General features: G+C 41.8%; 17 protein-coding genes and 1 riboswitch. Of the genes, 16 read left to right on the top strand and 1 reads right to left on the bottom strand.

Going from position 1 to position 25,273, the window contains the following annotated elements:
• Nucleotides 1-57: 57 nt before the first annotated feature.
• Both ACPLVF_RS04780 and ACPLVF_RS04775 read left to right on the top strand, forming a co-directional pair.
• Entirely contained in the window at nt 58-1,659 is a 1,602-nt protein-coding gene (locus ACPLVF_RS04780) for a DUF3794 and LysM peptidoglycan-binding domain-containing protein (protein ID WP_424906686.1), read from the top strand.
• A 162-nt stretch (nt 1,660-1,821) separates the two neighbouring features.
• Entirely contained in the window at nt 1,822-2,442 is a 621-nt protein-coding gene (locus tag ACPLVF_RS04775; RefSeq protein ID WP_424906685.1) for a TetR/AcrR family transcriptional regulator, read from the top strand.
• Here the strand turns inward: ACPLVF_RS04775 and ACPLVF_RS04770 are convergent.
• Complete coding sequence (locus tag ACPLVF_RS04770; RefSeq protein ID WP_424906684.1) at nt 2,423-2,659, bottom strand: hypothetical protein; 237 nt, start codon at nt 2,657-2,659, stop codon at nt 2,423-2,425. The genes ACPLVF_RS04775 and ACPLVF_RS04770 overlap by 20 nt on opposite strands.
• A gap of 406 nt (nt 2,660-3,065) precedes the next feature.
• Between ACPLVF_RS04770 and ACPLVF_RS04765 the strand changes: the two genes are divergently transcribed.
• The 14 genes from ACPLVF_RS04765 to ACPLVF_RS04700 all read left to right on the top strand — a co-directional run bounded on the left by ACPLVF_RS04765 (nt 3,066) and on the right by ACPLVF_RS04700 (nt 25,269).
• On the top strand, nt 3,066-5,828 hold the full coding sequence (locus ACPLVF_RS04765; protein WP_424906683.1) for an S-layer homology domain-containing protein: 2,763 nt from the start codon (nt 3,066-3,068) through the stop codon (nt 5,826-5,828).
• Nucleotides 5,829-5,952: 124 nt separating this feature from the next.
• Nucleotides 5,953-6,435 (top strand): MarR family winged helix-turn-helix transcriptional regulator, encoded by a 483-nt coding sequence (locus ACPLVF_RS04760; RefSeq protein ID WP_424906682.1) that lies wholly within the window; start codon nt 5,953-5,955, stop codon nt 6,433-6,435.
• A 7-nt stretch (nt 6,436-6,442) separates the two neighbouring features.
• Nucleotides 6,443-7,822: a TolC family protein gene (locus ACPLVF_RS04755; RefSeq protein WP_424906681.1), complete on the top strand. Its 1,380-nt coding sequence runs from the start codon at nt 6,443-6,445 to the stop codon at nt 7,820-7,822.
• A 24-nt stretch (nt 7,823-7,846) separates the two neighbouring features.
• Nucleotides 7,847-8,875 (top strand): HlyD family secretion protein, encoded by a 1,029-nt coding sequence (locus ACPLVF_RS04750; protein ID WP_424906680.1) that lies wholly within the window; start codon nt 7,847-7,849, stop codon nt 8,873-8,875.
• A gap of 23 nt (nt 8,876-8,898) precedes the next feature.
• The gene (locus ACPLVF_RS04745; RefSeq protein WP_424906679.1) at nt 8,899-10,056 is read left to right on the top strand and encodes an ABC transporter permease; all 1,158 of its coding nucleotides are present in this window, start codon (nt 8,899-8,901) and stop codon (nt 10,054-10,056) included.
• Nucleotides 10,056-11,198: an ABC transporter permease gene (locus ACPLVF_RS04740; protein WP_424906678.1), complete on the top strand. Its 1,143-nt coding sequence runs from the start codon at nt 10,056-10,058 to the stop codon at nt 11,196-11,198. The genes ACPLVF_RS04745 and ACPLVF_RS04740 overlap by 1 nt, the downstream gene beginning before the upstream one ends.
• A 41-nt stretch (nt 11,199-11,239) precedes the next feature.
• A riboswitch (cobalamin riboswitch) is annotated at nt 11,240-11,405 on the top strand.
• 225 nt (nt 11,406-11,630) lie between these two features.
• Complete coding sequence (locus tag ACPLVF_RS04735; protein WP_424906677.1) at nt 11,631-15,107, top strand: S-layer homology domain-containing protein; 3,477 nt, start codon at nt 11,631-11,633, stop codon at nt 15,105-15,107.
• A gap of 42 nt (nt 15,108-15,149) precedes the next feature.
• Nucleotides 15,150-15,929 carry a DUF4430 domain-containing protein gene (locus tag ACPLVF_RS04730; RefSeq protein ID WP_424906676.1) on the top strand — a complete coding sequence of 260 codons (780 nt, stop codon included), beginning with the start codon at nt 15,150-15,152 and terminating at the stop codon, nt 15,927-15,929.
• Between the two features lie 15 nt (nt 15,930-15,944).
• On the top strand, nt 15,945-16,874 hold the full coding sequence (locus ACPLVF_RS04725; RefSeq protein ID WP_424906675.1) for an energy-coupling factor transporter transmembrane component T: 930 nt from the start codon (nt 15,945-15,947) through the stop codon (nt 16,872-16,874).
• The gene (locus ACPLVF_RS04720; protein ID WP_424906674.1) at nt 16,847-18,535 is read left to right on the top strand and encodes an ABC transporter ATP-binding protein; all 1,689 of its coding nucleotides are present in this window, start codon (nt 16,847-16,849) and stop codon (nt 18,533-18,535) included. Before ACPLVF_RS04725 ends, ACPLVF_RS04720 begins: the two co-directional genes overlap by 28 nt.
• Nucleotides 18,532-19,245 (top strand): ECF transporter S component, encoded by a 714-nt coding sequence (locus tag ACPLVF_RS04715; RefSeq protein WP_424906673.1) that lies wholly within the window; start codon nt 18,532-18,534, stop codon nt 19,243-19,245. Before ACPLVF_RS04720 ends, ACPLVF_RS04715 begins: the two co-directional genes overlap by 4 nt.
• Before the next feature lie 412 nt (nt 19,246-19,657).
• Nucleotides 19,658-20,905 carry an efflux RND transporter periplasmic adaptor subunit gene (locus ACPLVF_RS04710; RefSeq protein ID WP_424906672.1) on the top strand — a complete coding sequence of 416 codons (1,248 nt, stop codon included), beginning with the start codon at nt 19,658-19,660 and terminating at the stop codon, nt 20,903-20,905.
• Nucleotides 20,906-20,929: 24 nt separating this feature from the next.
• On the top strand, nt 20,930-24,067 hold the full coding sequence (locus ACPLVF_RS04705; protein WP_424906671.1) for an efflux RND transporter permease subunit: 3,138 nt from the start codon (nt 20,930-20,932) through the stop codon (nt 24,065-24,067).
• 2 nt (nt 24,068-24,069) lie between these two features.
• Nucleotides 24,070-25,269, top strand: coding sequence for a TolC family protein (locus ACPLVF_RS04700; RefSeq protein WP_424906670.1), 1,200 nt, complete (start codon nt 24,070-24,072; stop codon nt 25,267-25,269).
• Nucleotides 25,270-25,273 lie beyond the last annotated feature (4 nt).

The following is a 25,273-nucleotide window of genomic DNA, read 5'->3' as shown; positions in this document are numbered from 1 at the left end:
GATAACGACATATATTAATAAAAGTAAAAGGAGTATTTTATTGAAGGGAGGAATAGTATGGGAGTAGTCTTAACTAAGGAAATTGTTAGAGTAGACCAGGTCGTAGGAGAAGACAAAGCCCAGGCGGTGGTTGAAGGTGTTATAAACCTTCCGGCAGGCAAACCCGATATAAGCCGGGTAATTTCCGTAAAAGCCGATGTAGATATGGAATCATTGAAAATTAGCATTCTGGATGGGAAGATAATGGTAGAGGGAGAACTTGAAGTTGATGCAATGTATGTTGCAAACATTGCATCTCAGCCCGTTCACGCAGTTGAAGGCAGGATAGGTTTCAACTTTTTTGCCAAGGTTCCGGGAGCAAAAAAGGATATGGCAGTAAAGGTAATGCCCAAAATAGAGTACAGTAAATATTCTTTTGACCCGCAAAAACCAAGAGAGATTACAGCGAGTTTCGTAATACAGTTTTTAGTGAAAGTGTTGCAAAGGGTTGAAGTTGAAATCGCTGTAGATGCCACTGGGCCTGCAGATCTGCAGGTATTAAAAGAAACCGTTAAGCTGGACCATATAGTAGGGGATGCTGCTGCACAAAGCATTGCGAAAGGTGATATCAGCGTTCCTGTTGTAAAACCCGATATATTGGATATAGTAAAAGTACAAGGGACGGCGAGGACCACACAGATAAAAGTGCTTGACAACAAAATAATTGTAGAAGGAGTTCTCGATGTTGGAGTACTTTATGTGGCAAGGGTTCCGGAAGGGCAGGCGCAGCAGCCTGTGCACTTTTTGGAAGGGCAGATCCCCTTTACTCAATTTGTTGAAATACCCGGAGCAAAAGAATCGATGACCAAGATAGTAAGGGTTGAAGTAGAACATATAAGGGGTCGAAAGAAGGATGACAGAACCGTTGCAGTAGAGGCAGTTTTGAAGGTTATGGTAAGGGTATACGAAACAAAGGTTTTAGATGTGATTACAGATCTTTTTAGCCCTTCCGAAAAATTAGATGTCAAGAAGGTTGAGCTAAAAATAGATCAGGTTGTAGGAGAAAATGAAAATCAAATAATCGTAAAAGAAACGGTAATGGTACCCGACGCAAAACCCGATATTTTAGAAATTTACTCAACAAACGCTACTGCAAGGGTAGACAATGCCAGAATAATAGACGGCAAGGTTATAGTAGAAGGGACTTTGCTCGTAGAAACGCTTTATGTGGCGAAAGTTCCTGAAGGCCAACCGCAGCAGCCCGTGCATTTTATGGAGCATGAAATACCTTTCACAACTTTCGTAGAAGTTCCCGGTGCTGAAGAAAACATGATGCTGGATTTTGACTTAATTGTTGAACATGTTACCGCAAGCTTTGATCCCAACTCACCCAGAAAAATGGAAATCAGGGCAATTATCAAACTTTTTGCCAAGGTTACGGAGACAGTAGAACTTGAGGTTGTTACTGAGGTTATAGAGCCTGAGGAAGAAGCACCTGAAAAACCGGGAGAAAAACCCGAGGAAAAGCCCTCTTTAACCATTTATATAGTGCAAAAAGGGGATACTCTCTGGAAAATAGCCAAGCGCTACAATGTTACAGTAGAATCCATAGTAAAAGCAAATAAACTCGAAAATCCCAATATGATTATGCCCGGTCAACAGCTCATAATCCCGAGGTGATTTTTCAGCCCGCGATAGAAAGCGGGCTTTTTGTATTTGAATTTCATTTATTTAAATAAAATTGACAAGTAATATTATAAAAGATATTGTAAAAACTAAGAAATAAGATATTATATATTTAGGGTTATTTTAATGTTTTTAAGAATAAAGTGGGGTATGAAAATGGAATTAAAAAGTAATATATCGGGAGAAGAAAAGCTTACCGAAAAAAGAAAAAGAGAGATACTCGAGGCCGCAATCAAAGTTTTTGCGGAAAAAGGATACCACGGCACAAAAACAAAAGAAATTGCGGAAAGAGCAGGGGTTTCGGAGGGTACGGTATTTAAATACTTCAAAACCAAAAAAGATATATTGCTTGATCTTTTAAACACTTCTTCTATTGATTTTTTGATGAGAATGATTCAAGAAGCTGAAAGTGAAAAAAAAGACGTTCAGGAAGTGCTGGTAAGTTTTTTAAAGAAGTACACCGAGTTTGTAAAAAATAATTTTGAATTAATGAAACTCATATTTTATGAAAGTCAGTTTCATGAAGATTTAAAAAAAGAATTTCTTGAAAAGGTAGATAAAAAAATTACATATTTATGTGAAGAATTAATAAAAGAAAAAATAAAGAAAGGGGAATTTAGACAGGTTGATCCCAGGATAGCTGTAAAAGCATTTATGGGTATGGTGATTGCCACTTTAATATGGCTTAAAACTGAAGGTCCTTTAGAAAATGATATAGATGAAGAGAAAGTGCTGCATCAGCTGATAGATATATTTTTCAACGGTATAAAGGCTTAATGCCGTTCAACCACAGTCCTGTTAGGTTTCTAATTTCTTCTTCAGTAGGCACTTCTCCCGATTCCATTTTTTTTAATAGAATATAAAAAAATGCACCGCTTAAAAGATGGGAAGCAAAGGAAATATCTTTTCTATCCAACTCCCATTCTTTTTTTATGTACTTTTCAATAACCAAAGCCATGTCTTTAATCTGTGTATAAAAAAAATCATTATCCATTTCTATACCCTCTTTTATTTTTTAATAAAAATTAAGTAATTACTTACTCACCGTTATTAATTATTTTATTCCTGAAACCTTTAAAGGTCAATATAGTTATAAAATTTTATTTTTAAAAAACCTATTTCTATTTTTTTACAAGTAAATTACAAATGGATTACAAATGAAAAAAATCTATTGACTTGAAGATAAAGACGCATTATATTTAAAAGTGAGCACTCACTATCAAGTGAGCACTCACCAAAATTCATACCCAAATCCTCTTTATTTTGCCCTCCCCTTTAAAAAGGGGAGGGTCCTTGAAAAAATAATATTTAATGTTTTAAAAACATGTAGGGGGTGAGGATGGAAAAAGATTTTATCCTAAAAATTAAATAAAAAATATATCTTATAAGGAGGTCAGTGTATGGTTAATATGAAGAGAGCAAAGAAATTACTTGCTTTGCTCACAATCCTGTTCTTCGTAGCCGGTTCTGTTTTTGTGGTGCCGTTTGCAAAAGTCAAGACAGCATACGCTGCCACAATAAAAGAAGCTCCGGCTGTTGACATCAACAAACTAATATCAGATGTATCAGATAAAAACACAAAAGATGCTGTAATGAGGCTTGCAGCATTCGGAATTGTAAATGGAATGGAAGATGGGAAATACCATCCCGATGAAAAGGTCACAAGGGAACAGTTTGCAAAACTATTGGTCGTAGCACTTGGCATGGAATCAGCAGCAAAAGCAGCTTCAGGTTATACTCCATTTAAAGATGTAGCTCCTACGAGATGGTCCAGCGGTTACATAAGCGTTGCAGCTGGCCAAGGGCTTGTAAAAGGATTCCCCGATGGCACCTTCCAACCCGATAAAGGTGTCACCTATGCTGAAGCCATAACGATGCTTGTAAGGGCTTTGGGCTACAAGGATGAATTCCTACCCGGTAAATGGCCCGGCAACTACCTTGCAAAAGCTGCGGAAAAGGAAATAACAAAGTATGTAAAATTTGCTGATGTAAACGGCTTTGCAAACAGGGGCGAATGTGCAATATTAGTGAACAACACCCTCGATGCAAAAGTTGTAAAAGTAGACACCTATGAAATTGGAAACGTAAAATACTCTGAATCAGAGAAGACATTGCTTGAGGATAAACTTAACATTACAAAACTTGAAGATAAGAGAATAATTGCAAACAACAGGCTTGATGATTCGCTGAATGAAGATAATAATGAAGTTACTGTAGTCGATGCAAAAGACAATGGCAATGCAAAAGATTATGATGTTGTAGCAGGTTATAATGTTGAACCAGTATTGGGTGAAGAAGTAACCATTTACTTAAACGACGATGACGAAATTGTATACGCTGAAAGAGAATACGACGACAAGGCGATGTTCGACTATGCCTCTTCCGCTAAGGATGATAATACATTGAGCCTCGTCAAATTTGATGACGATTATAAGTTTGACAACAATGCAGTAGTATATGTTTCTGACGCTGATGGTGCTAAAAAGTATGAAATTTATGATGAAAAGGGTAATTTAATTGTTGATCTATCAATGTTTGTCGGTAAACCCGGTAAATTTGTTGTCAAAAACAGCAAAATAGTATTTGCCGATTTGCTCAACCCCGATCAAACCGATGACGGCTGGATGGTAGTAACAGAGAACAATAAGGGTGTTATCAAGGGTATTACTCCAAACACCGACAAACTTGACAATGTAAGCGAAATAGACTTAAGAGAAGATGAAACCTTCGATAAGGTAATAGTCCTTGATACCAACGGCAATGCTCTTACAGTGGATGATATCAAAAAGGGCAATGTAATTTACGTAGGCAAACAGGATATTGATGGAGATACTTACGCTATAGTAAGGGTTGTAAAGGACAACGTTGTTACTGGAAAATTAACAGGATATAAAGATGACAGGGTTGGAATAGATGGGAAATATATAAAATTATCGGTTAACGGAATTAAATACAGTGCAAATGGCGGAGATGACATAAAAGAGTATAATAATCCAGACAAAGACAACGACATGGAAGACTTAGATGATGTAACTGTCACCGCGTACCTCGATGCTGCAGGAAGGATTGCATACTTTGTAGGGAATACGACAGAATCTTCAGGCTATAAATACGGTATTGTCACAAAGATTTATACAGAAAGCGAAAAAATTAAGATTTACACCGTGACAAACGATGGCGAAGGCGACGAAATCGTATATCCTGTAGAAAAAACAAAGAACTTAACAGAAGATAAAGACGGTAAGCCAATAGCGGCAGGTAGCCTTGTAAAATTCAAGCTCAACAAGAATGGCGAAATTGCTGAAAACGAAATTTATGTAGTGGATCTCTCTAAATATTATGTAATGGATGATGACTTTGGCAAAGACAGTATTAAAACAACAAGTGGATCAATTCATGTAGACAGCAAGACAGCAATATTTGATTTGAGAAATGTTAAAGCATATATAGGAATCAATACCGATGAAGATGATGAAATAGAAGTAGAAAATTCTGTATATGCCACACAATATAACTTAGATATAACAGGCGCAGACGTTGATGACGATTTTGATGTAGTAAAATGGAGCGACCTTGCAGAAAACGACAAGGTTGATATACCGTTCTACGTAATCCTTGACGACAACGGCATTGATGCAAAAGCCATATTCTTTGTGAGCAGCACCAGCACAGGTGTAACAGATTCTTCAAGCGATGAAATGCCTGTATACGTAGTAGACATGTGGAAGAAATCTGGAGATGTATACGTAACCATTCATCCGTATGGTGAAAGCACAAAAGATGTAAAAGTTGATTCAGCGTATAAGAGCAGCATTAAAGATGAAAGACCATATGTAGTAAAGATCCAGGCTGACGGAGAATTAGAGATTGTAACAAGCAGCAAAGACTACCAGGAAGTATATGGCAAAGTTTATGCAAAATCTGGCGATACAGTGACGATAGAAGTATATAATAGCAGCACTGGCACATATTCATATCCTAAATACAAGCTGCCTGCAAATGCTATCGTCTACGAAGAAGACGAGAAGAAGTCTGCTTCAAGCATCCATAGTGGAGATGCAGTATACTTCATAGTTGAAGACGGTGTGAACATCAGGGTAATCGAAAGATTAGTTGATGATGAAGAAAAAGCTGTTTTAACTGACAAAAAGAGCCCATATTAATGAAAAATTAAGCGGATGGGGAAATTTAACCCCATCCGCTTACTGCTTGAACAAAAAGTTAACCAATTAATTATAAACATATTTAAATTTAATAGATTAAAAATGTGTTAATGGAGATGATTTCATGAATAACAGCCTTGCTTTTGATGGCGTAATACCTTATGAAGAAAAAATGAACAATTCAGATGATTTATTGGTAGAATTGAGCAATTTTTTCAGGGTTATAGTTGATTCCTTTGACGAAATATTTAAGAAATACGGGATTTCAAGAAGCAAATTTAACGTCCTTTTAATTTTGGGAAAGGAAAAAGAAGAAGGGCTAAGCCTTTCTCAGATTGGGGAAAGGATGAAGGTTAGCAAAGCAAATATAACAAAGCTCATAGACAGGATGGAAAAAGAAAATCTCGTGGAAAGAAAATACGATAAAAGGGATAGGAGGATAGTCCGAGCAGAGCTTACTTTAAAGGGGAAAGAGCTTTTTAGGGTAATTTTCCCGGAATACAAAGAGCAGTGGCAGAGGATAATTTCTGCTCTTGAAAATGAGGAAAAAGATTACTTGATAATGATACTAAAAAAAATAGAAAAAAGAATATTTGAAAACGGGTGATTGAACGATGAACATGGCAAAGCGAATTAGAAGGATTTTGACATTTTTAGTTTTGGTAGCTTTTACAATAGGAGGAATAAGAACTCAAGCTTTTTCTTTACAGAATCCAAATGAAAAGGTTGAAAAATTAAACCTCTCAAAGTGCATAGAAATGGCTTTAAAAAACAATATAAATCTCAGATTAGTTCAGGATGAGCTCGATATGGCAAAACTGCAGGATGAGAAAGCGGATTTTTTATCAAGAAAATTGGGAAGCGGGAAAGACAGTATTAGCGCAGGAAAAGAACAGCTTTCAGAAGCGAAAAAACAGCTTTCCGAGGTAGAAAAAGCATTGGAAGACCCAAACCTGCCTCCCGAGAAAAAAGCTTATCTTGAAGGAATAAAAAAACAATTAGAATCTGCAATAACAGAGGGGGAAACCCTTTTGGAAAAAGGGGAGGAACTTTTGGACAAATCCCTTGATCAGATTATTGCAGGTCTAAATAATGTAAAATCTGCGCAGGATTTGATAAATATTAAAGCTGGGGTAGCTTTGGATGTGGCTACAACTGCAAGGTCTCTTGCAGAAAGGCAGATAGCCCTTTTAGTGGAAAAAGAGTACTATGATGTGTTGAAAGCCCAAAAAATCCTCGAAGTGAAACAAAAAGCATTAGAAAGGGCTCAAGGGCAGCTCGACATTGCCCAAGCAGGGTATAATGCCGGGATGGTGGCAAAGGATGATGTCTTACTTGCAAAAACACAGGTCTCTTTAATGAAGGCTGATTTAGAAAAAGCAAAGATAGATTTAAGCAAGGCGAAAATGGAACTTAAAAAGAGCATAGGATATCCTTTGGAAAAGGATATTGAGGTGGAGGATGTTTTTACGACAGAAAAATACTTTCCAAATCTGGAGGAAGGGATAAAAGAGGGATTGGAAAACAGGCTTGAAATAAGAAAAGCAAAAGGAGAATATTTGGTCTACAAACTCAACTTTGACATAGTAAAAAGGATTTACCCTGAAAACACCTTTCAGTACCGTGAAGCCCTTTTACAGGCAAATAAAGCCTGGGACAATTACCAGAAGGCACTTCTCGATGTAGAAAGTGATATTAGAAATGCGTATGATTCACTTATGTACGCTCAGAATATGCTTGATTATATAGAAAACTGCGTAAAAAATGCCCAGGAAGTTTTAAAAATAGCAGAATACAAGTACCAAAAAGGCTATCCTTATCCCACAAAAAATTTAAAAACTATGGACTTAGAAGATGTGTCCGGAACAATAGTAGAGGTATTAGCGGCCCAGGAAAGGCTTACGGATGTGGAAGAAAAAGTAGTAGAAATAGTTTACAGCTTCAATCTGGCAAAAGCTAATTACGATAATGCAATAGGCAGGCCTTTAAATTAGTACGGTGGGGAGGAAGTAGGGAATATGAGAAAAAAATGGATAATATTGCCAATAGCAATCATAGTTACTTCACTTTTTCTTCAAGGATGCACAGCAAAAAGCAGTGCGAATGTAATGGGAGAGCAGGGCAGTGAAGTGAGGGGAATAATAGAGGCAAAAGAGGTTGACATTAACACAAAAATACCGGGGAAGATTTCTAAGATCTATGTTGAAGAGGGTCAAAAAGTAAATGCAGGGCAGGTCATTGCAGAGATCGAAAGCAATGAATTAAAGGCAAAAAGGGAGCAGGCGAAAGCTTTAGCAGAAGCTGCAAGAGGACAGGTGGATATGGCTTATGCTGCTTTAAAAGCAGCAGAGGCAACCCTTGAAAAGGCAAAAAACGGTGCAAGGCGTCAGGAAATTCAGGAAGCAGAGGATTATTATGAACTCACCGTAAAAACTTATGAAAGGGTTAAAGACCTCTATGAGCATGGAGCAGTGCCTGCACAGAAATTGGATGAAGCCTTAACACAAATGAACATAGCAAAGCAAAAGCTCGATATGGCAAAAGAAGGGGCGCGCAAGGAAGATATAGAGGCGGCTCAGGCGGTTGTAGAGCAGGCAAAGGCCGCTTATGAAGCTGCGAAAGACAAATATCAGCAGGCACTTGCAGGGATTCAGGAAGTAGACAGCTATCTTAAAGACACAAAGGTATTGTCACCAATAAATGGTACAGTAACGGAGATTTATTGCGACGAAGGTGAACTTGTTTCTACAGGGATGCCCATAGCTACTGTAACAAACCTTGATGATGTTTGGATAAAGGTTAATGTCAGTGAAAAAGATTTATCCAAGGTGAAGGTCGGTCAGGAAGTTGTGATAAAGGTGATGGCTTATCCTGACAAGTCTTTTAGAGGTAAAGTGAAAAGGATAAGCGAAAATCCTGATTTTGCTGTAAAAAGAGCAACCAATGATAACGGGTCACAGGATATAATGACCTTTGAGGTGAAGGTTGAATTATTGGAAGGCAGAGAATTAATGAGGCCGGGGATGACAGCCTTTGTGAGATTTTAATGGATTTCAGGGGGTTATTCGAATTGATTTATTTTATAAAAAGCTTAAAGGAAGAGATTTTAAGGATATTTAAAGACCCAAAGTATATTTTGGCGGTTATTTTGATACCAGCTCTGGTTTCATTGGTGCTCTGCTATATGTATTTGCCCGGCGTTGTAAAGGGTGTAAGTACAGCAGTAGTAGATTTGGACAACACTTCTCTCAGCAGGAAGATAATATGGTATTTTGAAAACAATGAAACTTTTAAAGTGAATTATTATCTTGATGAGGATAAAAATTTAGAAGGTCTAATAAAATCCGGGAAAGTGGACGTGGTTGTTTTTATACCTGAAGGCCTTGAAAAGGATGTAAAAAATCAAAAGTCGCCTAAGGTTCTTATCATTGTTAACGGAACAAACATGTCTATTTCAAGCATTTGCCTTGAAAAAAGTGCTGAAATCTTGATGACGGTAAATGCCGGGATTGCGGTAAATTATTTAGAGGCAAAAGGAGTGCAGCCGGATAAGGCAAAAAATTTTGTGTTGGGCCTGCCCTTCGAAAAAAGGGTTTGGTATAATCCAACGAGAAATTACGGCAAGTTTTTAATGCCTGGTGCAATAGCTTCTTTATTTCAGATTTCTATCGTTCTCGGAGCAGCGACTTCAATCAATGGCTCAAAATACAAAGTTTTTTCAAAAGAAATGAATTTTTTAGATAGGCTTCAATTTGTTATGGGAAAACTTGTCTTTCATGCGATGACAGGAGCATTCTTTTTAAATCTAACATATTTCCTTTCTATAAAATACTTTTTGCTCGGGAAAATTGAAGCTGTAAAAGGTATTGCTGTCTTATCCCTGCCTTTTACTCTTACTATCTCGGCTATTGGGGTAATATCATCAATAATTTTCCGCGATCAGATTTCTTCAACAGAAGTGGCTATGTTTTTAGTGCTTCCTACCCTTATTTACTGCGGTTATACCTGGCCAACCCTTGCAATGCCTCCTTTATTAGGCAAACTTGCAAAACTAATACCTTTATACTATTTTGCTGATCCTGTTAAAAGCATTATGGCGACGGGAATAAATAAGGATGTATATATTTACAACTTCAACGCTCTTTTAATATATTTTTTTGCAGTTTTTGCAGCTATCTTTTTAGCTCTTATTCTTTTTGGGAGAAAAAGGAAAGCGGTGGTTGAATAATGCTTAAAAGAGAGTTGATGAATCTGAAGAAAGATAAATTACTTGTGATAGCACTTGTTATAACACCCGTAATTTTTACCGTGCTTTTTTCCTGGTATTACAGCCCTGGTGTAGTAAAATCTATACCTACGGCGATTTTAGACCTTGATAATTCTTCATTGAGCAGAATGATCATAAATTACTTTGAGAATAATGAAAAATACGATATAAGGTATTTCCCTAAGGATGAGGTTGAGCTTAAAAATTTGATACAGCAGGGCAGTGTGAGAATGGCTTTAGTATTCCCTCCGGAATTTTCTTCTAAAGTAAAAAAAGGCGAGGATACGAGAGTTCTTGTTATATGTAACGAAAACAACCTGATTGTTGGAAACAATGCCTTAACCAGAGCCTCCGAAATACTTCAAAGCCTGGGAGTGGGAATTCTTATAAAAAAGATTGAGTCCTTAGGTTATCCGCCCGAATACAGCAAGAATTTAGCAATGCCTCTTGGCTTTACCACAAGGGTTCTCGGGAATCCTGCATATAACTACAGCTATTTTCTGATTCCCGGCCTAATAGGAGCAATATTTCTAGAAATATCTGTTCTAAATATGGCGAGGACAATTGCTGTTGACGCTTCTCAAGAAAAAAACGGCAAAAAGCTAATGGAAATTTATATAACAAGAATGTTTATATATTTAGCCATATTAATATTTGTGTTTTTGGTTTGTATTTTAGCAGTCAATAAATTATTTAAAATTCCTGTTAGGGAAAAGGTATTTGATATAACTCTACTTTCGGCAGCGTTTATAACTTCATGTCTCAATATAGGTGCATTTCTGGGGATTTTAACTAAAAACCCGCTTTTTTCTGTTCAGATTACAGCTTATTTATCTATGCCGACTTTTCTCGCTTCGGGTTTTACATGGCCCTATCATATGATGCCGGAGCCTATAAAGAAATTTGCAGCGATTTGGCCTTTATATTCCTTTATAATTCCCCTTCGGAATATAATGTTGCTCGGGTCATCTGAAGAGGAAATACTATGGGCTATAAAGCGATTGGGCTTAATAAGTGTTTTTGTGTTTTTATTGAACATATTTATAATTTTACTTCCTACAAGCAACAAAGAAAAGGCAGGAATTGCTGGTGGTGAGCGATGACTTATTGACGGTTCTATGAATTATTAATATAATATGTACAAATGAATAATTCGGGCAGGTAACAAGGGAAGCCGGTGAAAATCCGGCGCGGTCGCGCCACTGTGAGGAGGAGCGACCCCACATCATGCCACTGGGAATAACCTGGGAAGGCGTGGGGGAGCAGTGAATCCGAGCCAGGAGACCTGAGGCCTGCTGTCAAACTGGTGCTCCCTACGCAGGATGGGGAACAGTTTACCACTGGCTTATGTCCCCTGGCTTATCTTAAGGAGCCAGGGTTTTTATTTTATTTCATCATTGGGTCTGTTTCAACCCACCTCTGAGGGGAGCCCTGGGGAGGGGAGGTGTTTTAAGAAAAACAGCATATTAGCATGCTGGAGTTAAAATCAATTTTGATAATTGCAGAAAATTAAATCTGAGAAGGTGGGTTGAGATATGTTATATAAAACCAAAAAGCGTACGGTATCGATTATTCTGGTATTTTGCCTTTTATTAAGCATCACTATTGGTGGAGGGGCTCTGACTGCAGCTCAGGCTGCCACGCAGACTGAAAGTTATACCGCTAAGCAATTAGCTGATAAGGCTGTGCAGTTTATTAACGACAGATACAAAGCCGGGGAAAAAATTGACGGCTACACTGCATACGTCCTTACCCTTGCTGGAGAAGATCTTTCGTCGGAAAAATGGTCCAGGAATGGTGAAAGTCTGAAGGAGGAAATTCAGAAAATTGCCGATCTCCTTGGCAATCATAACAGCCTGATTACATATATCCTGGCTACACAGAACGCCGATGGCAGTTTCGGACCTTACGCCAACGAATACGGAACCAAAGCTCCTCTGCAGGCGCTGGCGATGGTAAAGAATGAAATAACCGATAGCAATGTAAAAGATCAGGTGCAGAATAGTGTTTCAAAAGCCGTAACATATTTCAAGGATCGTTATTTAAAAGGGTCTCTGGCTTATGATGCGCAGGGGTGGAGCTTCGACTACCGCTGTGTGGAAGCTCTATCCGACGCAGGGGAAGACCTGTCCAAATGGGTATACGGCGGGAAGTCTCTAAAGGATATAGTCATCACCTCCGCTGACGCTGCTGCGAGTAACGCCACCGTTCTCGATGCCGTCTACCTTGCAAAAGAGCTGATCGCCCTTAGAGCGGTAGACCCGAAATCTAATAATATTGACACTCTTGCCCAAGCTATTGCGGAAAAAAAGAAAACTGACGGCGATTCAATTTATTTTGGTAATAGCATTTATGACAATGTGATGGTCCTGACCGCCCTTGGCAAGGCAGGTAAACTCAACCTGATAGACCAGCAACAGGCTTTTAACTATCTAAATAAATTTAGACGCCCGCATAAGGATAGCTGGGGTAATGAAGCAGGGGTCGCCTGGGGCGGCTATTATCCTGAAGAGCCCGACTTGACGGCACAGGTGCTCACGGCCCTCAGTTATTTTGACGCGGCTCGCGATACCAGCAGCGATATCTATAATGCCATTCAGGGCGGCCTCACTTACCTGCAGGACATCCAGGACGCCGAGACCGCGGCCATAAAAGCCCAGTGGGACAGCACCTTTGCAACGGCCGAAACCCTCATAGCCCTGAAATCACTGGGAAAGACATATAATGATTACGCCGGTGCCGATTCCGCCTGGGTAAAAAGATCGAAGACAAAGACCATTGCCCAGCAAATACTGGTTTTAAACCTCTGGGGGGATGCGGACAGGGTAAACAGGCTTGTAAATCTTTTAAAAGAAAGGCATTCTTCAAAAGGCTTTGACAACAGCGTTTACAGCGACATGTGGGCGTATATCGCGCTGGGAGAAGCGGAAAAGATAAATGAAATAAATACTGCTGAAGCGCGAAGCTACATACTGGGGAAGCAGAGCTCATCCGGAGATACGTCCGGTGCCTGGGGAGAAGTATGGGATGGTGTGTTTTTCCCCGACTTTATGTCAACAGCCCAGGCTATTCGGGCACTGACATACCTGCCCAACGCTTCCGAAGACAAGCAGGTCCAGGATGCCGTAGAAAAAGGGCTTGCTTATCTTAAAAAACAATTGCAGCCCGACGGTAGCGTCTATACCACACAACCCTATCCGGATGATCCGGTGGTGGATACGGCCGAGGTAATTGTTACGTTAAAGAAATTGGGCATGGACCCTGCAGACTGGAAAAGCAGCCAGGGCTTCATTCCTGTTGACTACATGATGCAGAAAGCACTGAATTCCGATGGCAGTTTCGGTGCAATGGGGAATATTCTTGACGCTGCGGAAGCTCTAAGCGCATTTATTCTCATTGATGGGGAAGTTGAACCGATGGGATCTTCGCAGCCCGTTTCTAATCAGGTTAGGTGCACCGTAGATATCGCGGTGGTGGGCAAAGATGGTGAGCTGCTTTTTGGCCCCCGTTCAGTCACCGTAATGGCAGATGGAAGATGGGGGCTGACAGCACTGGGAGCCCTTGACGCTACTGGCCTTGATTATGTTGATGATAACGGCTTTGTCAAGAGCATTGAAGGCCAGGCCAACAGTGGCATGAATGGATGGATGTATAAAGTCAACGGCAAGGTACCTTCTGTCCTGGCCTCCAAATTTGCTATAAATGACGGTGATGAAATCATCTGGTGGTACAGTACAGACATAAATTCTACAGGCCCCACGTGGGAAGAACTGGTAAACAAAAAAGTGATTCAGCAACAGGAAGACGCGATCTCTCCCAACTTTGTAGAACAGAATAAAAAACTCCCGCAGGCTTTGCAGGTTTCCGATGAAGCGCTGAAGGCACTTGAAAAAATCGACCAATTGCTTGAAATAAAAGCGAATACGAAAGATGCGGCGGGCTTTGAAGAAATAAACAAATCGGTAGTGATCGTTGGAAACCGTGAACCGTTTAAACGCAGTGAATTTTTGAATTTAAAGGAAATGCTTCTTCAAAATACGGTTGATCTGGAGAAGAAGGTAACCGCTTCAACAGGGGCAATCATTGTCGATAACAAAGAGGAAATAGCCCTTATCATTCCGGCTGGTGCATTGAAAAAGGATGAGGTAATATCGATCAAAGAGACCAGTCTGCCATCGACTGAGAAAATCGCTGGCAATAGAGGCTTGAGCGCAGTTCCTGCCGGATACAAAGCTTTATCGGGGATTTATGAATTTGGCCCGGATGGAACCTCTTTTACTGTGCCTGTAACAGTGGCCATAAGAATTGCCATTCCACCCCTGGTAAAACCGGAAAACCTGGCCCTTGCCTGGTACGATAAAGCAGGCGGCAGGTGGGCGGTTATCCCTGCTGTGGTGGACTTGCAAAAAGGTGTTATTCTGGCCAAGTTAGAACATTTCTCCGAAATTGCCGTGTTTGCAAAGGAGGTAAAAAAGTCATTTACTGATGTTAACGAGGCATCTTTCGGATGGGCCATGGATGCTGTTGAAGCTCTGGGCGGAGCCGGAATTGTGACAGGAGTTGATGGAACACGCTTTGAGCCTGGCCGTGCTGTGACCAGGGCCGAGTTTGTCTGCCTTCTGGTCAAAGCGCTGGGCCTTGAGCCAAAGACAGGCGGAAAAAGACAATTCAAAGACGTAAAGGAAGACGCATGGTATGCAAGAGCAGTACACATCGCTGCAGACTGGAATATTGTCAACGGCTATGAAGATGGCACATTCCGCCCCGACAGCACCATTACGAGGGAAGAAATTGCGGTCATCCTCGCCCGTTCATTGGGGCTTGCCTCATCAGGGAAAAAGCCGGATTTTAAAGATAAAAAATTGATTTCGTCCTGGAGCGAGGAAAGTATAGCAGCCGCCGTAGCCGGGGGGTTGCTCAAGGGGTTTGAAGATGGTACATTCCGGCCTAAAGCTGCAGCCGGCAGGGCCGAAACCGCAGTTATAATTTACCGGATTATGGGAGGCGAATAGATTTCTATTTATTTTAAGACTTTGGCACAGTGGGGGATATAAGTGAAAAAACAAGCTGTAAAGCTTTCAATTATTATAGCACTATTGCTTGTCATAATAACGGGGCATGTAATATACACTCAAAAAATTTTTCATACCAGGAATACAGAGTTACTTGCTACGGTTGAAAAAAGCACGCTTTCGGATGGTTCGATAAAGAAGGAAACAAGCACTGGTCCGGGGAGTATAACCGTTGAAAAAAAGGTTGTTGAAGAGGCAAAGCATGTCAATGTGTCATCACAGACAAAAATAAAACAGACTTCTAATGCTAAATCTGCGCCTGCCGGTGGAGGGGATACTCCCATGGGCAGTGCTGCGGTTTCCTCTGAGGTAAATACGCCTCGTACCGCTTCTGAAAAAAAAGAGTCGGCTGTTGATAGCGGTGATGCAACAAAAGATACAGAATCAACATCCGCCGGGAGCGGGGAATGTCGGGTAGAAATTGCCATTATCGGAAAGGAAGGCAGAATAGTATACGGCCCCGCAACCGTAGCAGTAAAAGAAAACAACAGGTGGGGTTTAACGGTGCTTGGCGCTCTGGATACCACCGGAATTGAATATAACACCAGCCCGACGTATGCTGGTTTTGTTATAAGTATAGCAGGACAGGCAAACAAAGGCATGTCGGGATGGATGTACAAGGTAAACGATGAAGTTCCAATGGCTGCCGCAAGTGAGAAAAAGATTAAACCTGGCGACAGAATAATCTGGTGGTACAGCGAGAGCATCAATACCCCCTCTCCCACCTGGGAGAGTCTGGAAGGGAATGCACCACAAAATTGATAGGAGAAGATTATCATGCTGGACCGCTTTTTTTATAGAGAAAAAGGGCTCTTTCTGCAGAGTCTTCATCCGCTGTCGGCATTAATGTATATTGCAGTTTTGCTGGTGCTGACATTGATGTTCAACCACCCGCTTTACCTACTGGGGCTGCTGGCGGTAACAGTTACGGCTATAAGAGCTGTTGACGGGATAGATGCCTGGAAAACTTTTTTTAAAGTAAGCCTGGGGGCAGTTTTTGTTATCATAATTGTAAATGCGGTTACTGTGCGCGCCGGCGAAACCGTTATATGGCACGGACCGTATATCCCGGTTTTCGGGAAGTTGGATGTCTCACTGGAGGCCGTTTGTTATGGTGCGGACATGGGATTAAGGCTTCTTGATATAATGAGTATTTTTTGTCTTTACAATTTTATGATTCATCCCGACCGGGTAATGGATTTGCTGTCTCGCTTTTCTTCCAAGTCCGCACTGGTGCTTTCCCTCGCCGCCAGGATGTATCCCGCCATGGTAATTCGACTGGATAGTATCAGAGAAGTACAGGCGGCAAGAGGAATCAATTTTAATGCCGGAACATTAAAAGAAAGAATGGGAAAATACGCCGTGTTGATAAAAATACTGCTTTTAACTTCACTGGAAGATTCCCAGGAAACAGCAGAAGCCATGTATGCGAGGGCCTTTGGTAGCGGCAGACGTTCACACTATGTCCGTGATGTCTGGAGGCTTAGAGATAGCGTCTGCCTTACCGCAAGCCTGCTCGCCCTGGGGGCGGCGACATACGGTTGGGCCAAAGGCTTGGGCACATTCAGCTTTTACCCGCGGCTCGCTTATCTTATTGACGGGTATACGGGAATTGTGTTCTTTTTCACCGTAATTTTTCTGTTATCCTTCCCATTAATGTTGAGTTGGGGGTGGCACAATTGCCCCTTTATCAAATCAAAAATCTGACTTATTTTTACCCCGACAGCCAGAGGCCTGCATTAAAAGACGTAAATATGAATATTGAAGAAGGGGAGTTTTTGCTCATCGCTGGCGGTTCTGGTTCGGGAAAATCTTCTCTTGCTCGGGTGCTCGCTGGCTTAATCCCCGGCTTTTATGGTGGCCGCATAGGTGGCAGCGTTTTCTTTCGGGGCAAGGATATTAAGCAGCTTGACCAACGCAGTATAGCCAGGGAGGTGGGGATAGTCTTCCAGGATCCGGAAAAACAGCTGATTATGACAAGCGTGGAAGCCGAAATTGCGTTTGGTCTGGAAAACCTGGGCCTTCCACGGCAGGAGATGGCCCGTCGTATTGCCGAAGTCATGAGTTTTTTGGGGCTTGCGGAGCTAAGGCAAGAATTTACAGTAAAACTATCCGGCGGTCAAAAACAAAAACTCGCCCTTGCTGCAGTACTTGCTATGCAGCCTTCGGTTTTAATCCTTGACGAGCCCACTTCTCAACTGGACCCAGTAGCGGCGGAGGATTTTTTCAATCTTGTAAAACGTTTGAATGAAGACATAGGCATGACCGTGATTTTAATCGAACAGCGGCTGGAAAGATGTTTTCATTTAGCCGACAGAGTTGTGATTATGGAAGGTGGAAGAATAAAGTATGAGGGCACGCCTGAGCAGGTGGCACGCCGGGCGGCGCATTGTGAAAACCCTTTTATCCCGCCTGTTGCCCGCTTCTTCGCCAAAACGGGTTTTAATACGATTCCCGTCACAGTAAAGGAAGGACGGCGGATGCTAAGAGAAAACTTTAGCCCTCCTTCGAGAGATTTTTATTTAAAGCATCCCGTTGTGGTGCGAGAAGAAGAACCGATCTTACGCATGGACAGAGTATGGTTTGCATATCCCGATGGCAGGGAAGCATTACAGGATATAAATTTACAATTTTTTGCCGGAGAGCTGGTTGCCGTGCTGGGAGCCAACGGAGCAGGCAAATCCACACTCCTCAAAACCATGGCAGGCCTGTTAAAACCAGGGCGCGGCCGGATTATGTTGATGGGCAGGGAACCGGGGAGCAGCATTAGTCGGGGAGCCTGGAATTCCTGTGTGGGTTACCTTTCCCAGAATCCCAGCGATTACCTGTTTCATGATACGGTAGAAGAAGAATTATTATATACTTTAAAAAACTTCGGTATCAGCCCGAACGGTGTAGTTGATGAAATAATGGATAAGCTTTCATTGCAGGATTTCCGACATGTAAACCCACGGGATTTGAGCTGTGGAGAACGCCAGAAGGTGGCCCTTGCTTCGGTGATGGTCACGAGGCCAAAGCTTTTGCTGCTGGATGAACCTACCAGGGGGCTGGACTATCGCCAGAAGATCGAAATGGGGAAAGTGCTGGTGGAATATTGCAGGCAGGGGGCAAGTGTTGTGCTGACTACCCACGATATGGAATTTGCAGCAGAATACGCATCGAGAGTTATCATGATGTTCTGTGGCAGAGTAATATGTGACGGTCCGGTACATCAGGTCCTATCAGAGTCAATTTTTTATTCTACCCAGATCGGCAGGATGTGCCGGGGGTTTGCTGACGGTATTCTAACTCCGGAGGAAGCTCTGGCCGTGTTAAAACCGGCGTCGTCTGGAAAGCGGGAAAGAAAGTTAAAAGGAAGATGCTTATGAAAAAATTGTTGTCAAGAATTCTATTCTGGCTCGGTTTTGCAATTATCCCGGTGTTTCTGGTGGTCGCCATGTCGGGGAAGGCTTCCATCACCCGGGAATGGGGGCTGGCAGCATCTATTATCATCCTCGTTGCTGTTGGTTTGATGTACCTGGGTTTTGAACTGGACGCTTCCTCTCCTAGAGAAATTGCCGTAATAGCGGTGCTGGGAGCCGTTGGCGCAGCAGGCCGGATTGCCTTTGCCGCCCTGCCCAACATACAGCCTACTACATTTATAGCAATCGCTTCCGGTTATGTCTTCGGCTCAAGCGCCGGTTTTATGACAGGTTCCACTGCAGCCTTGGTTTCAAACTTTTTTCTGGGGCAGGGGCCGTGGACACCGTGGCAGATGTTTGCTTGGGGTCTTGCTGGCTCATCCGCAGGTATCGTTAAACGTCTCTTCCCGCACATAGGCAGATGGGGAATGGCTGTTTTCTGCTTTTTATGGGGGTATTTTTTTGGATGGATTTTAAACTTGTGGTCGTGGACTACCTTCGTTAAACCATTAAACTGGCAGAGTTTTATCGCCGTCTGTGCGGCAAGTTTCTGGTTTGATACTTTTCACGCCATAGGCAATGCGGCATTTTACCTGCTTTTCGGCACAGGCTTTATTAAAATATTAAATCGGTTTAAACACAAAATGATTATAAACTATGAGGAAAGCATTAAATAGATGATTTTACAAAAAACCTCTTATAGTAGAGTAAAAAACTACTGTAAGAGGTTTTCATATTGATAGGAAAAAAGAATGAGATATTATCTGACTTGCATAGAAGAAGAGGTAAAAATAAATATAGCTTATTGACACGCGACTTTTAAATTATTATTATAGTAAGTAAGCACTCACTTACATAAGGAGTATAGTATGTTTTTTATTATTTCCCTCCCGTAGGATTTAAATAAAAATAAGGGAAGCCGAGGGTGATATGCTACCTCGGTCTGATTTTTGCAGCAAACGATTTATTATTTGAGCAATCAAAGGGGGGATATTTTTTTAAAAGGCAAATTGACCGAACGGTCGGTTCTGTTATGACTAAAAAACAATTAAAAATAACAATTACATAAAAGTAAAAGGGGTGCATTTTATGAAGTTTTGCAGAAAAAACACCAACATAATAGCTCCGCTATTGCTAATTTTCTTTGTGGCGTCAATATTCCTTCTTGCTGGATGTTCAAAAAAGAAAGAAGAAGCAAAAAATGATACAGCAGTGCCGGTAAAAGTGATGAAAACAAAAAAGGATAAAATAGAAGACATAGCGACTTTTACGGGCCAGATTGAGGCAGGCGTTGAGGTCAAAATTGTAAGCAAAATTTCAGGAAAGGTAAAAGAAGTAAATTTTGAAGTGGGTGATTACGTAAAAGAAGGAGAGCCTCTCGTAATACTTGAGACAGATGAACTGTACGACCAGCTTTCCCAGGCGGAGGCTGCTTTAGCGTCGGCAAAAGCAAACCTTGCTGCCAATGAATCGGGGACGCTGCCTCAGCAGCTTGAGCAGGCAAAGTCTGCTTTTGAGCAGGCCGAGGCAAACTATTTAAACGTCAAGGCTGATTATGAGCGCATGAAGGCGCTGTATGAGGCGGATGCAATTTCTAAGCAGGCATTCGACAGCATGGAACTGAAGTATAAAGTGGCAAAAAGCCAGTATGAAAGCGCAAAAGAACAATTGAGGCTGACCGAAGAGCGCCTGCCCAAAAATATTGAAGCACTGAGAGCACAGGTTGCTCAGGCACAGGCTCAGGTGGAGCTTATAAAAACAAATATAAAGAATTCGGTGATAAGGGCGCCTATATCGGGCATGATTTCATCAAAGCAAATAAATCCCGGGGAAATGTGCCAGGCAGGAGCGGCGCTTGGTTTAATAGTTAATATAGATAAAGTTAAAGTAGTTATAGATGTGCCTGAAGAGGATATTAATAAAATAAAAGATGGGCAGGAAACAACAGTGAATATAGATGCCCTTGGGGATGAAGGTAAAATAAAGGGGAAAATAAGCATTATTTCGCCGGCATCGGGTTCAAGCAGGCTTTTTAAGGTAAAAATCGAGATGGAAAACAAAGATCACACCTTAAAGCCCGGCATGTTTGCAAGTGTGAATGTCGTCAGGGGCATAAAGGAAAATGTGATTACGGTTCCAAAGGATGCTGTGCTGATTAAAAAACATGGCAATGTGGTATATGTTGTAAAGGAAGGCAAAGCAGAAGAACGGCTTGTCAAGATCGGAGTAACAAACGGAGACAGAGTTGAAATAACGGAAGGCCTTAATGAAGGCGAAATGGTTGTGATAAGCGGGCAAAACATGCTGATGGAAGGTTCTACCGTGAAAATTCAATGAAGATTTAGCAAGTGGGGTGAAATCATGAGAATTACGGATACGGCGATAAAAAGGCCCGTAACAACACTCATGGTAGTACTTATCGTTCTTATTCTCGGATTTGTTTCACTTAGCAAAATGCAGGTTGATTTGCTGCCGGATATACAGCTTCCGACGGCCGTTATTGTAACAACATACCCCGGGGCAAGCTCTGAAGAAATAGAGACAATGATAACAAAGCCGATTGAAAAAGAAATAGCAGGGGTAGAAAACATAAAAAGCATATCTTCATCAAGTGAAGCCAACGTTTCGATGATTACGGTGAGTTTCAACTGGGGGACAGACCTCGATACAGCGGTGACGGATATAAGAGAGAAAGTGGATATGGTTAAAAAAAGATTGCCGGACGATGCAGATGAACCACTGGTGTTTAAGTTTGACCCGTCTATGATGCCGGTGCTTATTTACGGCATGACGGGTGACAGAGATCCGCTTTTGATGAAGCAGATTGCTGAAGATATGATAGAAAAAAGGCTTGAGAGGGTAGCGGGAGTTGCAAGCGTCCAGGTTACGGGTGGAGTAGAGCGCCAGATAAGGGTACTGCTTTCACCACAAAAGATGAACGGGTACGGGATAAGCATTGGCCAGGTTGTGCAGGCACTAGCAGCAAATAACCTGAACCTCCCTGGCGGGACTGTAGATTACGGTAGCAGAGAGCTTATAGTGAGGACTACGGGCGAATTTGAAAATGTCGATGAAATAAAAAACCTTCCTGTAGCTAACAGACAGGGGGCTATAGTTAGATTAAGCGATATAGCCAATGTTAAAGATGCTACAGAAGATGTAAAGACCCATTCCAGAATAAACAAGTATGAAGGATTAAGAATACTTATACAAAAATCCAGTGACGCTAACACGGTTGCGGTGGCAAATGGAGTAAAAAAAGAACTTGAAACAATTAAAAAAGAGCTTCCGAAGGGCATAGAGCTATATCAAATATTGGACCAATCGGACTTTATAAACAGGTCGATAAATAGAGTCAAGTCAAATGCACTGGCTGGCGCTATTCTTGCAGTGGTAGTGTTATATCTTTTTCTGCATAATTTCAGGTCTACAGTAGTTATTGCTATATCAATACCTATTTCAATTATAGCCACATTTGTCGTAATGTATTTCAGCGGCATTACGCTAAACCTCATATCCCTCGGCGGCCTTGCCCTGGGAATAGGTATGCTGGTGGATAGCTCCATAGTTGTGCTTGAAAACATATATCATCACAGAGAATTAGGCCTTAACGGCATGGAAGCGGCATCTGTTGGAGCAAGTGAGGTTACTCTTGCTATAGTGGCATCGACACTGACTACAGTTGCTGTATTTTTACCGATAGTCTTTGTAAAAGGACTGGCAGGAGTAGTATTCAAGGAAATGAGCCTCACCATCACATTCTCTCTCATGTCTTCTCTGATTGTTGCGATTACAATCGTACCTTTGCTGAGTTCCCGTCTGGTCAAAGTAACCCCTGCAGAAGAGAAAAAAGAGGGCTTTCTTGCCAGAATATTCGATGGAATGGACAGATTTTACAATAGTGTAGATGAAAAGTATGGAAAGCTTCTTGCGTGGGCCCTGGGGCACAGGAAGATTGTAATACTTGCAATTGTTGTGCTTCTTGTTATAAGCATAATGGCGGTTCCTTTAGTGGGGACGGAATTTTTCCCGGAGACCGATGAGGGCAGGATATCAATCAGTGTGGAATATCCTCTTGGCACAAAAGTTGAGAAGACCGACGAGTTGGTTAAATCCATAGAAAATATAGTTGCTTCAATACCAGAAGTTCAAATGTATTCCTCACAGGTTGGAACGGATACAAAAAGGAGCTTCCTTGGGGCGGGTGGAAGCGGCGAGATAGCGAGCATGGACGTGCGCCTTGTCCCGGTCAGCGAAAGGAAGAGGTCAACTAAGGATGTAGTTGAAGAAATCAGGCAAAAAATAGGAGAAGTCCCCGGGGCAAAAATCGAGATAAACAGCGCATCTATGATAAGCACTATGGGTTCTGCTATGGCAGGAAGCAGTAAACCAGTCCAAATTGCCATAAAGGGAGATGATTTTGCTACACTTGAGAGCCTTGCCGAAAAAATTAAAGCTATAGTCAAAAAAGTGCCGGGCACCAGGGATGTTGAGACATCCATTGATGAAGGGAGACCTGAAGTCCGGATAAAAGTTGATAAGGACAGGGCTTCATACTACGGCCTGGATGCAAGCCAGGTGGCGCAAACAGTAAGAATTGCAATAAACGGAGTTGAAGCGACCAAATACAGGGTTGCCGGGACAGAGGTGGAAGTAAACGTCCAACTAAATGAGCTTTCAAGGAAAACCCTTGAAGACCTTGAAGGGATGACGTTGATGTCTCCGTCGGGCGTCAATGTGCCGCTTAGAAACATAGCTAAATTTACGATTACTGAAGGCCCAAATGTGATCAATCGTGTTGATCAGGAGCGAGTAGTGTATGTGACGGCCGATATTTACGGGAGGAGTTTGGGTGAAGTAACAAATGACATCAAGTCAGCAGTTTCTTCAATCAATCTGCCAGAGGGCTACAGTATAAGTTTTGAAGGCCAGAATAAAGAAATGATGGAATCGTTTGCGGATCTATTCCAAGCCCTGCTTCTTGCGGTATTCCTTGTTTATGCAGTAATGGCAGCCCAGTTCGAGTCGCTCCTTCATCCATTTACCATAATGTTTGCAATACCGTTCTGCATAACGGGCGTTGTATTTGGCCTGCTTTTAAGCAGGAGGGCGTTTAGCGTGCCTGCATTTATCGGTGTTATAATGCTGGCCGGTATTGCGGTTAACAACGCCATTGTATTGGTGGATTACATTAACCAGTTGCGGGCAAAAGGAAAGACGGTTAAAGAGGCGATAGTTGAAGCCGGCCCAAGAAGGCTCAGGCCCATCATGATGACAACACTTACGACAGTTCTCGGCCTTTTACCCCTTGCTCTTGGAATTGGTGAAGGCAGTGAAATCCAGGCGCCCCTTGCTGTTACCGTGCTGGGAGGATTGACCGTCTCAACCCTTTTGACCCTTGTGGTTGTGCCTGTGCTTTACTCTATATTTGAAGACCTGTCGGCAAGGGTGGTAAGAAGAATAAGGATATTAAAGCTGATAAAACCAGGGAGGTCCTGAAAATGAAGAATAAAAAAATCATATATTTCCTTGCGGCTGTCTTATGTTTTTTAATACCGCTTGCAGGTTTTGCGGAATCCAAAGCTCGCGGAGATGTTTCTGCTAATACAGCCGAAATCGCAAACAGTGTGTCCGAAAGTCCTGAAGTTGAAGAAAAAACAAGCTTTTCGCTTGAAGAATGCATAAATACTGCGCTTCAAAACAATATAAACTTAAAAATTTCTTGGCAGGAATACGAAAAAACAATAGTGGAGCGAGAAGAAGCTGAATTTCAAGCAAAGAAGATAGAAGATATTCGAGATGATAAGATATTGAGAAATTATGTTCCAACAGCTTTCAGCTTTGAGGGAGCACAGGTCAAAGACCTGGCTCCCAAGTTGAAAGAAGCAAATGAGCTGATAGCAAAGAAGAACCTTGCACTTGATGAGCAAAACCTCAGGATAGAGGTGGAAAAAGCGTATTTTAATGTGCTGAAAGCCCAGGACAACCTGAAAAATGCCGAGGTTCAGCTTCAGAGAGCTAAAGAACAGCTAAAAAACGCTCAGGAAAGCTATAAGCACGGCGTTGTGGCGAAGGATTCTGTGCTGATGGCAGAATCTGCGGTTGCCAGCGCAGAAGCAAACAAGGTTTCTGCAGAAAAAAACCTCCAACTTGCAAAAATGAACCTCAACAAAATTATGGGCCGCAGCCTTACGGCTCCTCTGGAACTCACAACTACTTTCACCTATACACCTGCTGAGGTACCGGATGTTGAAGAAATGGTCAAAAGCGCCTTAGCCCTAAGGCCTGAAGTCATAAGTGTTAGAGAAATGAAGGAAGTTGCAGAACTGAACTGCAAACTCGCATTAAAATACTACGCTGAAAACACTTTTACTTATAAAAAGGCTAAAATAGAGCTGGAAAAGGCTATATTAGGAGTAAAGGAAGCGGAGGACCAAATTACCCTTGCTGTAAGGTCGGCACATTTGACAGTAAAAGAGGCGGCGGAAAAATTAAAATCAGCAGAAAAGGCAAAGGAGGCAGCACAGGAGATATACAGGATAACTGTCCTAAAGTATAAATCTCAGGTTGCTACAATGGCAGAGGTGCTTCAAGCAATGGAGAACTTGAGACAAGCCGAGCTTTTATACACATCTGCTGTCTTTGATTATAATGTGGCAAGGGCACAGCTTGATAACTGGGCCGGGAAAGGTTTAGAATAAGATT

The organism is Thermovenabulum sp. (assembly GCF_049701175.1).
Lineage (GTDB): Bacteria > Bacillota > Thermosediminibacteria > Thermosediminibacterales > Thermosediminibacteraceae > Thermovenabulum.
Note: the sequence above shows the minus strand (reverse complement) of the source record. Positions and strands in the feature narration are given on the sequence as shown.